At 55.3% G+C, this 13,016-nt stretch carries 12 protein-coding genes; 7 read left to right on the top strand and 5 right to left on the bottom strand.

Annotated elements, in window-relative coordinates; all coding sequences use genetic code 11:
* Window positions 1-9: 9 nt before the first annotated feature.
* The gene (locus AC50Y3_RS14590; RefSeq protein WP_494819451.1) at window positions 10-1,602 is read right to left on the bottom strand and encodes a plastocyanin/azurin family copper-binding protein; all 1,593 of its coding nucleotides are present in this window, start codon (window positions 1,600-1,602) and stop codon (window positions 10-12) included.
* An 87-nt stretch (window positions 1,603-1,689) separates the two neighbouring features.
* Entirely contained in the window at window positions 1,690-2,160 is a 471-nt protein-coding gene (locus AC50Y3_RS14585) for a GNAT family N-acetyltransferase (protein ID WP_494819450.1), read from the bottom strand.
* A gap of 282 nt (window positions 2,161-2,442) precedes the next feature.
* On the opposite strand from AC50Y3_RS14585, the gene AC50Y3_RS14580 reads away from it, so the two are divergent.
* The gene (locus AC50Y3_RS14580) at window positions 2,443-2,955 is read left to right on the top strand and encodes a metallophosphoesterase family protein (protein WP_494819449.1); all 513 of its coding nucleotides are present in this window, start codon (window positions 2,443-2,445) and stop codon (window positions 2,953-2,955) included.
* A gap of 22 nt (window positions 2,956-2,977) precedes the next feature.
* Window positions 2,978-4,963 (top strand): GTP-binding protein, encoded by a 1,986-nt coding sequence (locus tag AC50Y3_RS14575; RefSeq protein WP_494819448.1) that lies wholly within the window; start codon window positions 2,978-2,980, stop codon window positions 4,961-4,963.
* Between the two features lie 677 nt (window positions 4,964-5,640).
* Here the strand turns inward: AC50Y3_RS14575 and AC50Y3_RS14570 are convergent.
* Together AC50Y3_RS14570 and AC50Y3_RS14565 are read right to left on the bottom strand one after the other, a co-directional pair.
* The gene (locus tag AC50Y3_RS14570) at window positions 5,641-5,982 is read right to left on the bottom strand and encodes a cupin domain-containing protein (protein WP_494819447.1); all 342 of its coding nucleotides are present in this window, start codon (window positions 5,980-5,982) and stop codon (window positions 5,641-5,643) included.
* A gap of 18 nt (window positions 5,983-6,000) precedes the next feature.
* Complete coding sequence (locus AC50Y3_RS14565; RefSeq protein ID WP_494819446.1) at window positions 6,001-7,044, bottom strand: NADH:flavin oxidoreductase/NADH oxidase; 1,044 nt, start codon at window positions 7,042-7,044, stop codon at window positions 6,001-6,003.
* Window positions 7,045-7,234: 190 nt separating this feature from the next.
* On the opposite strand from AC50Y3_RS14565, the gene AC50Y3_RS14560 reads away from it, so the two are divergent.
* From AC50Y3_RS14560 to AC50Y3_RS14545, 4 genes are all read left to right on the top strand, one after another.
* Window positions 7,235-8,332 (top strand): nitric oxide synthase oxygenase, encoded by a 1,098-nt coding sequence (locus AC50Y3_RS14560; protein WP_494819636.1) that lies wholly within the window; start codon window positions 7,235-7,237, stop codon window positions 8,330-8,332.
* Window positions 8,333-8,515: 183 nt separating this feature from the next.
* A complete protein-coding gene (locus AC50Y3_RS14555) occupies window positions 8,516-10,588 on the top strand; it encodes a DEAD/DEAH box helicase (protein ID WP_494819445.1) in 2,073 nt (690 codons plus the stop codon).
* A 90-nt stretch (window positions 10,589-10,678) separates the two neighbouring features.
* Entirely contained in the window at window positions 10,679-11,200 is a 522-nt protein-coding gene (locus AC50Y3_RS14550) for a GNAT family N-acetyltransferase (RefSeq protein WP_494819444.1), read from the top strand.
* Window positions 11,163-11,687, top strand: a complete 525-nt coding sequence (locus AC50Y3_RS14545; protein WP_494819443.1) for a VOC family protein — start codon at window positions 11,163-11,165, stop codon at window positions 11,685-11,687. The genes AC50Y3_RS14550 and AC50Y3_RS14545 overlap by 38 nt, the downstream gene beginning before the upstream one ends.
* A gap of 59 nt (window positions 11,688-11,746) precedes the next feature.
* Here the strand turns inward: AC50Y3_RS14545 and AC50Y3_RS14540 are convergent, their stop codons facing one another.
* Window positions 11,747-12,274: a Gmad2 immunoglobulin-like domain-containing protein gene (locus AC50Y3_RS14540; RefSeq protein WP_494819442.1), complete on the bottom strand. Its 528-nt coding sequence runs from the start codon at window positions 12,272-12,274 to the stop codon at window positions 11,747-11,749.
* Between the two features lie 156 nt (window positions 12,275-12,430).
* Between AC50Y3_RS14540 and AC50Y3_RS14535 the strand changes: the two genes are divergently transcribed.
* Complete coding sequence (locus AC50Y3_RS14535; RefSeq protein WP_494819441.1) at window positions 12,431-12,955, top strand: hypothetical protein; 525 nt, start codon at window positions 12,431-12,433, stop codon at window positions 12,953-12,955.
* Window positions 12,956-13,016: the final 61 nt, after the last annotated feature.

Below are 13,016 nucleotides of genomic sequence, written 5' to 3'. Positions count from 1 at the left end.
AGACGTCACTCATTTCACAATAATTTGGCCCGTCATGAACTTCTTGTGGGGCTCGCAGAAATAATCATACGTACCCGGTTTGCTGATCGTAATGGTAAACGTGTCGCCCTTCGCTAACAACGGGGTGCTGAAGCTGCCGTCGACCGCAACTGCGTTGTGTTTCATATCGTCATAATTGGTGAAGACGATCTTGGAGCCGGCTTCCACCGTCAGCGGACCGGTACCGAAGGAATATTCTTTGATGTCTACGCGATAGGTTTTGACTTCTGCGCTGGCAGTCGTGCCTTTGAAAGCAACAGGATCGATAACATACCAAACCTTGTTCAAGCCCTGTCCGTTAACATCGCCATGCGCCAAGTCTTTGACAAAGTAATAGAGCGGGAAACCTTTATATGTGGATTGTTTACTGCCGTCGGTACGAGTAATCGTGCCGAAATCAGCGCTTGCAACGCCGGTAGGCGCATTTGCACCGCTAGCTAGATAGGCCGGCCAGTTGGCCAAACAGGTGCCTTCACAAACGCTGCTGCCAGCTGTATCTTTGTCAAAATAGTACAGGGTGCGTCCGTTTGCATCGGTTAAGTAGTTGCCTAGAGTCGTGGAGGTGCCGAGCATAGCGGCGTAATCGGATTTGGCTACGAACCATACGCCTCCGACGGCCTCGCCATTTACATCGCCGGGAGCCATGTCTTTGGCAAAATAGTAAAGCGGCCATCCTTTATACGTCGTTTGCATCGTGCCGTCAGCGCGCATGTACATCCCGAAATCAGCCGCGTTCATGGAAGTAGGGATTTGCAGCTGATCCGCATGGAAGATTGGCCATGCTTGCAGGCAGCCGGCTTGACAGGACTCCAGATTAGCAGCGTCCTTCGTGAAGTAGTAGAGTGTGCGGCCTTTGCTATCGGTTAAGTAGGAGCCGAGCTTATCCGTAGCGCCAACTCCGATATGCTCGCCTGTTGGCAATACGGCAGAAGCGGCAATTACATTTGCCTGCTGCAGTTGAGCGAACAGTGTTGCGCCTTTTGCGTTCGATGCGTTTAGTGCTTCGATCAGTGCTGTGGCGATATCGGCATTGGTCAGCTCAGCTGCGCCGGCAATGTTCTTCAGTCCTTTTCCTTTTGCGAAAGTGAAAGTAGCGCTGTACTGGAAAGCTGTGCCGGATTTGTAGCCCAGCGCTTCAAGCAGCACTTTGTAGAACTGCTGCGCGGTGATGGAAACGAGGGGGTTGAAGCTGCCGTTGCCCGTACCGTTCCAGCCGAGCTCCGCATGAGCGTTCAAATAAGCCAGAATAGCTTGGTTGCTTTTACTTACGAGAGAAGCATCTTTAAAGTTGCCTGTTCCTGTAAATGCTTGTGCTTCAGTCAGTTTTCCTTGAAGACGTAACGAGATAATAGCAGCCTGGAGTCTTGTGGACGTCTTGCTGAGATAAGCGGCGGACACACCGTCGCCGTCGCCCAACAACAGGCCAAGCTTAGCGGCTGTGTCCGCATCCGTTGTAACCGCCGGGGAGCTTTCCGCTGCTGATGCATGTAGAACTGGGAGCAGCATGGCCAGACATACGGTTAATGTCAGCAAAAATAGCCCAAACCTTCTTGCTTTATTCATCGATCTTCCTCCTCAAAATAGTCGTTCTATTAGGAGGTAACGATGAGATAAGCCCAGCGGTTTGAGCGATTTTATAATTACTCTGTTTTATTTTGCCTCGGTGAGCGATTTCTCGTAGACATTGATCCAGAAGCCATCGATGACGGATGCGCCTCGATGGGCGTAGCCGTTATTAAGGAACAGCCTTTTGGCGCCTAACTGGTTCGTTAGTGCGTCCAAATAAATATGGCGGAAGCCGAGCTCCTTCGCGCGCTGCTCCAATTTCGTCAGCATCATCTGGCCAAAGCCGCGCTGCTGAAAGTTCGGATGGACGCGAAGCCGTTTGATTTCAGCGGTCTCTTCGTCAAGCTTCTTGAGTCCGCCCATCGCTACTACGACGCCGTTCTGACCCGTTCCGACAAGAAAATCGCCGCCGCTCTCGAGATACTGCTCGTCGATATGGAAAATATCATGATAATGCTGATGTGTCGGTTCTACGCCTGCTGCGGAAATAACAAGAAGATGAAGCCGCCAGATATCGTCATGGTCTGCGGTAGAATAACGCCTAATGTTGAACATAGCATTCTCTCCTTTTCCTAAACGGACTGTGAGCAAGCAAATGCTTTATATGTAATATAATCTAACACGAAACAAGAGGTGATTGACAGTTTTTTGTGCGATTTGATGGGATTATGGATGGAATATTTTATTTGCGGCATATCTATGTCAGGTTATAAGAATAAAATTGTTTATTGTTGAATACAGGGTGCTTTTGCACAATAATGAAGGTAATAAGATATAGGCGGAAGACACTAGCGGCGTTGTGGTTAACCATGCCAGAGTGAAGGGTGAGTGGAGGGCATGAAAGTAGTCGTTGTTTCGGATACGCACATGACACGAATGGCAAAGAAGCTGCCGGATCGGTTGATTCAAGAGCTTCAGGATGCGGATGCCATTCTGCATGCGGGGGATTGGATGACGTTGTCGGTCTGGGATATGCTGCGCGCGTATGCTCGGACGGAGGGCGTGGCGGGCAACAATGACGGAGATGAGATTATCGCCAAATTCGGCCACCGCAAAGTGCTTGATGTTGGCGGACTTCGTGTCGGCTTGGTGCACGGTCACCTGGGCGCAGGCAAGCGCGAGGATACGGAAACGAATGCGTACCGGTCCTTCGAGCAGGGCAGTGTGGACGTGATTGTGTTTGGGCATTCTCATGTTCCGCTAATTCGGGAGCGAAGCGGCGTGCTGCTGTTTAATCCGGGCTCGCCGACAGATAAACGTAGACAGAAGCAATATTCCTTTGGCATTTTCACTATAGAAGGCGGCGCATTACTGGCAGCCGATCATGTTTATTACGACGATAAGGGCTAACAGCGGGGGAGATAGGGGAGCTATGAGCGCGAAGATGCGTAATGTTGGCATATTTGCTCATGTCGATGCAGGCAAAACGACCACGACCGAGCAGATGCTCTATCAGAGCGGGCATATTCGCGCGCTGGGCAGCGTGGATACGGGAACAACACAGACCGATTGGCTGGATGTCGAGCGGGAGCGGGGCATCTCGGTGCGTGCCGCAGTAACGCGGTTTGCATGGAAGGATACGCCGATCAATCTCGTGGACACGCCCGGCCATGTCGATTTTCTGTCTGAGGTGGAACGATCGCTTCGTGTCATGGACGGTGCGGTTCTGATCGTATCGGCTGTTGAAGGCGTGCAGGCGCAGACGGAAGTGATCTGGCAGGCGCTGCGCGATCTATCGATTCCAACACTTATATATATCAACAAAATGGATCGAGTAGGAGCGGATGCTCTTGCAGTAGTGGGACAGCTGCAGCGATTGCTGTCTCGACAGGTGGTGCCGATTGCGGCGCCTGTTGGAGCGGAGGCGGATTTTGCGGGTTCTGTGTCGGTGTTGGACGAGCAGGTGCTGGTACAGCAGCCGTGGACAGAGCCATATCGGCGCATGCTGGTGGAAGCGGCTGCTGAGCAGGACGAGTCGTTGCTGGATGCCTACCTCGAAGGACAGGCTGTGGATGACGCGCTGCTTGGACGAGTACTCGTCGAAAGCGTGCATCGCAGCACGCTGTTCCCGGTTCTGTTCGGTGCATCGAACCGCGGGATTGGCGTGAAGGAGCTGATGGACGCGGTTTTGACGTATCTGCCGGCTCCGAGCGGGTCGGAGGAGGCTCCGGTTTCGGGCGTGATTTTCAAGATGGAGCGAGACCCGGTGATGGGCAAAATCGCGTATGTCCGCCTCTTTGAAGGAGTTATCCGCAACCGCGATACCGTGCTCAATTACAGCCGGGACATGCAGGATAAAGTGACGCAAATTCGGCGTGTGACCGGGCAGAAAACCGAAGATATCGGCGTCCTGAAGGCCGGTGATATCGCGGCTGTGTATGGGTGGAGCCGCGCTCGAATCGGCGATGTCATTGGTGCGCCTGAGGGTGTGCCGGGAGAGAAACGGCTTGCAGTGCCGCTGCTCACCGTGCAGGTGCAATGGAAGAACGAGGCTGAATATCCGGCTGTCGTTGCCGCGTTTCAGGAGCTTGCGGATGAGGATCCGCTGCTCGATTTGCAGTGGCTGCAGGATGAACGGGAGCTGCATTTGAAGGTAATGGGGCCGATTCAGATGGAGGTGCTGACCTCCATCTTGCTGAGCCGATTTAAGCTCGACGTCAGTTTCGGCGCGCCATCGGTTATTTATAAAGAAACGCCTGCTTCGGTAGGTGAAGGGTATGTCGCGTACTTGATGCCGAAGCCTTGCTGGGCGATCCTGCGTTTTGCAATTGAACCGGGCGAGCGGGGAAGCGGGCTCGTCTATAAGTCGCTTGTTCGCAACGAACGTTTGTTGGAGAGTTATCAGAACGAGGTGGCGAGGCGCGTACCGGAAGCACTGCAGCAGGGACTGCGCGGCTGGGAAGTGACGGACCTGCGCGTCACATTAATCGAAGGCGAGCATCATGTGTGGCATACGCATCCGCTCGACTTCGTCATTGCAACGCCAATGGGCATGATGAATGGTCTTGCGAATACGGGAACGAAGCTGCTGGAGCCTTTGCTTCGTTTTCGGCTCTCCGTGCCGGAGGAGTACGGCGGCAAGCTGATGAACGAGCTCGTCCTGATGCGCGGCGAGTTCGACGCGCCTATCGTGCGCCAAGAACGAATGGAGCTGGAGGGCACGCTGCCCGTGGCGACAACGCTCGACTTCCCGGCACGCCTCGGCTCCATGACGAAAGGCCGCGGCACGCTCACGACCTTCTTCGCGGGCTATCGCGAATGCCTGCCGGACGTTGACGTATCGCGCCAACGGCGCGGCGTCAACCCGCTCGATCAGGCGAAGTATATTCTCGCGGTTCGGAACGCGCTGAGCGGGTAGATAGGCTAGCCGCGCAATTTCCTCGCTGGATGGTGAGAGCCGGAAAAGCTGCTTCTCACCGTTCGAAAACAGGAGGAGTTGGAGCTGAGAGTCGGGAAATCCGCCTCTCAGCAGTCAAACTAGCTATCAATCACCTTCGCTCGATAGTGAGAGTAGGAAAAGCCGCTTCTCACCGTCGAAAGCGGGGGGAATTGGAGCTGAGAGTCGGGAAATCCGCCTCTCAGCAGTTAAACTAGCTAAAATCCCCCTCGCTGGATGGTGAGAGCCGGAAAAGCCGCTTCTCACCGCCGAAATCGGATGGAAATGGAGCTGAGAGTCGGGATAAGCGGCTCTCAGCTCTGTTTCGGAACAGTATGATACATGTAAGCGGATATACCGCTTATCGAGCCGGTTCACGGGTCGAAATGAGCTTAACATGCGCATGTCATGGACTTTAAGCGGATATGCCGCTTACGGCGCAGAAATTAGCTAGTTTGGTGCATCGATAGCGGATATACCGCTTAACGAGCTGGCTGTTGTGACGAAGCGAGCTCATCCAGCGAATTTCTTGGACTGGTATGCTATTTAACGGAAATCAGTTGGGATGGAGCACCGTGCCCCGCCGATCCATCCCAACAAAAACACAAAAAAGCTGAGAAGGCGCAAACGCGCACCTTCTCAGCTTTTTTCACAACCATCTAGACCGTCACGCGGTCACCGCGCGTGGTCGGCGATGAAATAACGAGGAACTCCACCGGTTCGGTGGTGGAGCCGAGCATTTGATGAGGGGTCAGCGGCGGCACCTCGACCCCTTCCTGTGGGGCAAGGACGACGGGCACGCCGTCGACCTCAAGCGTCGCCGTGCCGGACAGCATAAAGAAAAACTGCCGGGACTGCTCGTGATAGTGCCGCACCTCGCTGGCGCCGGCGGGCATCCGCTCGTGGATGATGCTGAGCCGGTCATTTTTGACCAAATGCCAGCCGTCGCACACGTCGCCCCACGAATAATGCTCCGCATTCAGCTTGCTTATCATTTTCATACTAACCAGTCCGCCGCCTTAATAGCCGCGCTGGTATTGGCGCGGAAGAAACGCCTCTGCTTCGCTGGAGCCCTTCGCGGCTACCGCTTGAATCGCATGCAGCGCCCAATACGGATCGCGCAGCATGCCGCGGGCGACGGCCACGAGATCCGCATTGCCGTGCGCGATGGTGGTGTTCGCCAGCTTCGGCTCATCAAGCAAGCCGACGGCGATAACCGGCACATTCAGCGCATCTTTCACTGCGCGGGCAAGCGGCACTTGATAACCGGCATAAATCGCCGGGCGATTGGCGCCGGTTACCGGGGCTTCGCCACCGCTCGAGACATGGAAGATATCAGCGCCGGCCTCTTGATAGCGCCGGAAAATCTCAATGCCTTCCTCTACCTTATAGCCGCCCTCCGAGAACTCAGCTGCGGAAACCCGCACGATTAGCGGCATATCAGCAGGCATGACGCTTTTTACAGCCTGAATAACTTCTACGCCGAATAGTGGGCGGTCCTGACCATATTCATCCTCACGTCGGTTCGTCACCGGTGATTGGAATTGGTGGATTAAGTAGCCATGAGCGGCGTGGAGCTCGATCGTATCGACTCCGGCTTCTACCGCGCGGCGAGCCGCTTCCCGGAATTTTACCACCATAGCTTTCACTTCATCGGTCGTCAGTGCTCGCGGCGTACGGTAGGCATCGCTGAATGCGATAGCGGAAGGAGCAACCGGTTCTACCGCTTCTTCGGCCTTACGGCCGGCATGGGCAATTTGAATGCCGATCTTCGCGCCTTGGCGATGCACTTCCGAAATAATCCGGCGATAAGCCGGAATCTGCTCATCCGACCATAGACCAAGGCAGCGCTCGGTGATGCGGCCATCGGGCTCGATATCGGTCATTTCCATAATGATGAGACCGGTACCGCCAACGGCGCGAGTCACGTAGTGAATATAATGCCACTCGTTCGGCGTACCGTCTTTCGCTTCTACGGAATATTGGCACATCGGCGCCATAACGATGCGGTTTTTGAGAGAGAGACTCTTCAGCGCAAAAGGTTCTGCTAATCGGTTCAACATGCTCCACTCCTTCATATTTGAATAACTAAAACAGTAAGCTCAGCCTCAGTATACCCCTGCCACTTACATTTTGAAAGTGAAATTACTTCCACAAGCTGGGAAACGGGAATTCGTCACGCGAATCCGTTATAATAGAGATAACTAATCATCGGGCAGGCAAGGAGAAGTTATGCAGAATCAACAGACAATCATGAGTAATGTGGAGCTGCTTCAGGAGGCTGAGGCATTTATTAGACAAGTCGGCAGCGAGCTGGCTATTGCTGAGCAGACGACAGCGGCACGAATAGCGGAGATTACCGCGGAGATCGCGGCTACCGGGACGTATACGCATACCCCGGAGGAGCTTGCCTTCGGGGCTAAGCTGGCATGGCGCAACAGCAATCGGTGCATCGGCCGGCTGTTTTGGGATTCGTTGACCGTACAGGATGCGCGAGATGCGACCACCGCAGCCGAAATAGCCAAAGCGGTTTTTCGCCATATCGAATATGCCACAGGCGGAGGCAAAATATTACCTTCCATTACTGTTTTTGCCCCATGCACGGACGCCGACTCGCCTCAAATCCGAATCTGGAATGATCAGTTGATCCGTTACGCGGGTTACCGGATGGAGGATGGGTCCGTTCTGGGCGATCCGATTTCCCTGACCCTCACGCAAACGTGCACGGAGATGGGCTGGCGTGGTTCCGGAACTGCTTTCGACGTACTGCCGCTTGTGATCCAAGTCGGCTCGCGGCCGCCGGAGTGGTTCGATATTCCAACCGATATCGTTCTTGAGGTGCCGCTAGTCCACCCCGACTATCCGGCTTTCGAAGAGCTGCAGCTAAAATGGTACGCCGTTCCGTTCGTCTCGAACATGCGTCTTGAAATCGGCGGTCTACATTATACGGCGGCTCCGTTTAATGGCTGGTATATGGGCACCGAAATCGGCGCGCGCAATCTCGCTGATCCATTCCGTTACAACATGCTGCCGGCAGTAGGCGCGTTAATGGGGCTGGATACAACCAGAGAGATCACTTTATGGCGGGACCGGGCGCTCGTAGAGCTGAATGTAGCGGTGCTGCACTCCTATAAGGCGCAAGGCGTAACGATCGTCGATCACCATACCGCGAGCAAGCAGTTCGCTCTGTTTACAGAGAAGGAACAGCGAAACGGCCGAACGCCGACCGGTCGATGGTCTTGGTTGATTCCGCCTCTGTCTCCGGCGACAACGGCTATTTTTCACAATAGATATGAGGATACCGAGCTGAAACCGAACTATTTTGCTCAAAAGGCTCCTTACGAGTCGTAATGGTTAGGTTGGCGGGCGTGCGATACGGACAAAATAAGGATAAACAGTGGAGAAAAATGGTCGGGAAGCGACATTTTTACTGGGAATGGGAAGAATCGGTACATGAGCATGTCCGTAATGTGGTACGATAGAAATGCCGGTTTTCGAACGGGAAGGTTTTTATAACTAAAAGAGGTGGATGTATTGGCAGGTTTTGAACAATTAGGTATTGCCAAGGAACGGACGCAGTCGCTGCGTAATGAAGGAATTCATGAAGCGACACCGATTCAAGAAGGCGCAATACCCGTTATTATGCAGGGCAGCGACGTAATCTGTCAGGCACAGACAGGTACGGGCAAAACGCTCGCGTTCCTGCTTCCGATGCTGGAGAAAATCAGACCGGAGCGCGATGATCTGCAGGGTCTTATCCTTACGCCGACGCGTGAGCTAGCGCTGCAAATTACGACAGAACTGAAGAAACGGCTTGCAACGAAGGACGAATTCAGCGTGCTGGCTGTTTATGGCGGACAAGATGTGGAATCGCAGCTGCGGAAGCTTCAGCGTGCGGTTCATATTGTTGTGGCTACGCCGGGCAGGCTGCTTGATCATATTCGCAGAGGCACAGTGAAGCTTGGTTCGGTCAAAATGCTCGTGCTCGACGAGGCCGATCAAATGCTGCACATGGGCTTCTTGACAGAAGTTGAGGAAATTTTGAGCCAGATGCCTTACCGCAAGCAAACGATGCTGTTCTCGGCAACCATGCCGGGCGGCGTACGCTCGCTGGCGCAGCGGTTCATGATCGAACCGAAGGACATCACGGTGCGAGCACCGCAAGTGACGTTGAAGGCGATTCGCCAGCTGACGGTTGAAGTCGGTGCGAAAGACAAGATGGAGCAGCTGCAGCGGCTTTTGGGCGAGTACAACCCGTATTTGGGCGTTATTTTCGTCCGTACGAAGAAGCGGGCTAGCGCGCTTAACGAATTCCTGCAAGAGAACGGCTTTAACAGCGACGAGCTGCATGGCGATCTCACGCAATCGAAACGCGAGCAGGTAATGAAAAAGTTCCGCGATGCGAAGATTCATCTGCTCGTTGCGACTGACGTTGCAGCACGCGGCCTCGATGTTGAAGGGATTACGCATGTATTCAACTTCGACATTCCGGAGAATGCAGAGAGCTACATTCACCGGATCGGCCGTACAGGCCGTGCAGGCGAAGATGGTCTTGCGATTACCCTTGTATCTCCGCATGATCGTCTGGAGCTTGCTGCCATTGAGAAAGGCATCAATCAGCCGATTCCGCGCGAGAAGAATCGCGGAGGTGCGCCGATTCGCACATCGGTGATGGACGATATGCCGGACCGTCAAGGCGGCGAACGCAAATCCGGCGGCTCCGGCCGCAGAGGCGGAACGTCGGGCCAGTCGGCTTCCGGCAAGTGGGCGCCTAAGGGCGGCCGTTCCGGCCAGGAAGGCCGCAAGAGCAGATCCGGCTTCGGCGGCAACATTGATAGCCGCAAGGCCAACTCAGGCGGCGGCGCGTACGGTGGAGCGGCGAAGCGCGGCGAATCGCGCGGAGCAGGCGTACGCGGTGCCGAAGAGGCGCCGCAATGGGGCGCGGCAAGAGCGGAAGCACCGCGCGGACGCGGCGGAGCAGGCTCGCGCGATGGCGCGGCGCCGGCAGGACGCGGGCGCTACAGCACGCCGTCCCGCGAAGAAGGCGGACGCGGCGACAACACGCGCCGCAGCGAATTCGGCGGAGGCGCTGGCGCAGCTGAGCGCACCGGCGGTCGCGGTGGCGACGCATCGCGTGGTCGCGGCGGCGACTCGGCACGCGGACGCGGCGCATCAGCTGGCCGCAGCGAGTTCGGCGGCGGCCGCGGAGCTTCGGCATCCCGCGGCGAATCCCGTGGCGCATCGGCGTCACGCGGTGAGTTCGGCGGCAGCCGTGGCGGTTCTGCGCAGCGCGGCGAATCCCGCGGCGCTTCGGCACCGCGCAGCGAGTTCGGCGGCGCAGCAGCTTCGCGCGGGGATTCCCCGCAGCGCGGCGGAACCGGCCGCGGCGGCGAATTCGGCAGCCGCGGTGCAGGCGCACCGCAATTCCCGAACGGGGGCGGCGATAAGAATCGCGCCCGGTCTTCCTCGAGCGGCCGACCATCAACGGGTGGCGGCAGACCGTCCTCAGGCGGCAGGCCGTCCGCGGGCGGCTTCAAAGGCGGCCGCAGCAGCGGCGGCGGGAAACAAGGCTCGGGCGGTCGTCCGCAGCGCAAAGGGTCGCGTTAAGATCCATTCATAATCAACCGATGAAGCAAGGCATAAGACGATATACTGTCGCTGCCTTGCTTCTTTTTCTATAGAGGAGCGTGGGGAACAATGGTGCAGTTAGTAAAGCCGTCAACTGCTTTGCAGGAAGCTTATTTGGCGTTCTACCTGGAATGGATCGAGAGCGGGGAAGATATTGTCCCTTGGGTGGTGAGTCAGGATCCGAGTGATTTTGCGGCATACATCTCTCAATTGAATGACGCCCATAAAGAGGAGAACATGCCTGAGGGCTGGGTGCCACATTCCACCTATTGGCTACTGGACGAAGCCGGACATGTCGTCGGTGCGGCGAATATCCGTCACCGGCTGAATCAGAAGCTGCTTGAGAGCGGCGGACACATTGGGTATGGCATCATCCCTTCAGAGCGCCGCAAAGGCTACGCGTCACAGCTCCTTGCCTTGTCGCTCCAGAAGACGGATGCGCTTGGCCTACGCGAAGTGTTGGTCATCTGCGATCATGATAATATCGGATCGGAACGCACGATACTGCGAAATGGCGGGCGATTCGAATCGAGCTTCACGGAAGCACACGGCAATGTCGTCAAACGTTTCTGGATTCACCGCGGCGAATAGCGGAGATCAGGCGGATTTGGTACACTCATGGTACAAGGCAGGCATCGGTTTCAGTGAAACCGCAATTGAAGGGGGAACGATTACGATGACGAAACTTCGTCCATACCTATACAGCGAGCAAGCACTTGAACAGGCGAAGTTCTATGTAGAAGCTCTTGGCGGCGAGATTATAAGCCAGCAAACGTACGGCGAAATGATGCCGGGCTCTGCTGAGGAGGATAAAGACAGGGTTATGCATTTGGTGCTGCAGGCGGCAGGTCTTCTCTTCTATATGGCGGATGCTGGGCCGATCAATCGCGGCAATGGGATTGACCTCACTTTGGAGTTCGAGACCGAGGAAGAAGCGGAGGATGCCTTTAACAATCTGTCGGGGAATGGCGGCAAAATCATCATGCCGTTTGAGCGGATGTTCTGGGGGAGTATGTTTGGACGTATCGAGGACAAGTATGGCGTCCGGTGGCAAATTGCCACACAGCCGGGCCATTAGAGTAAGAGAGCCGTTCAAAACATGGCGCGTTGGCGCGCAGTCTTGAACGGCTCTTTATGTTAGTTATCGAGCTCCACTAAGCCGTCCTCGAAGTGATAAGCCAAATTCAGCTTATGGATGTGCGAACCGTCCTTTGCGCTCGATTCATAGATCGTTAGCACGCCTGTCGGACTGGTTGGCGCCCTTGCGAGTGTAACGGTGAACTCGAAATTTCCCCATGCCGGTGCTCCTTGATCCGCCACGACATTCCCTTCGGCAAGGACGTTATGTCCGTCCTCGAACGAATAACTGAAAGCCGCTTCGAAGACGCGGGCTTGCCCCTTCACGACGAACGATTTTCCGACAATGCTCTCTTCCGCCGGTTCATAGACTTTAAAGGCTTCGTTACTTGCTACAACCTTCGGCGATTTTGGGTTGTTAGAAGCAGCGGTGTCGCTGTTATCTGCGTCTGAAGCGGGTTCCTTCGTCGGCTGGCTGTTTGCAGCCGCGTTTGACATATAGATGCCTTGCTTCCCGCAGCCCGTTAACAATACCGCGGCCATCAATAGAGTCACTAGGGTCCCGTATAGCAGTGATTTGAGGTTCATAACGAATCATCTACTTTCTATGAGCATGAAATCGCAATATTTCACGCTTCATCCTTGTTGCGCTTCTTAAATTATTATACGCTTGAGATAACAGCTTGAATCATTCGTTGCATGCAGAACTGATAATAATTGGATAAGCGAGGAGAGTGTGCATTCATGTTTGAATGGCAGCGATTGCTTCGATTTAACAGATACATAAGAGGCAATGGGCAAGAAGAAATCGACTATCAGTGGCCTACTGCAAAGCTCCCATTCATCAGTATTCGGACAAGCGTTGGCAAAGGCAAACCTAAAGTCGCCATTGGCGTTATCGCACTCGGCGATGTGGCGATCGGGCTTGTGGCCGGCGGGGCGGTCTCAGTCGGCGTCATTTCGGTCGGAGCCGTGGCCGTCGGCTGGCTTCTGGCGCTTGGCGCAGTGGCCATGTCAGGCGGATTGTCTGCCGGGGCTGTAGCCATTGGGGAGCTGGCGATCGGGGCGGTGGCTATCGGCGAATCTGCTGTCGGTGCGGTCGGGATCGGTCAAAATGCGCTTGGAGCCGTCGCCATCGGTCAGCATGTTCTTGGCGTGGTAGCGATCGGTGAACGCGTCTATGGAATTGTCGCCATCGGTCAGCACGGATTTGGCCTTGTGCCGATCGTAGGCGACTTTATCAGATGGATTGCCGGGCTGTTCCGCTAGGTTTCAACCGATTTCGGCTTTGTGCTACAATAATAGACAGCATGAGCGTATAGAGGAAGGT

It is taken from the genome of Paenibacillus sp. J22R98 (genome assembly GCF_059383835.1).
The sequence above is the reverse complement of the archived record's forward strand: the minus strand, read 5'-3'. Positions and strand labels throughout refer to the sequence as shown.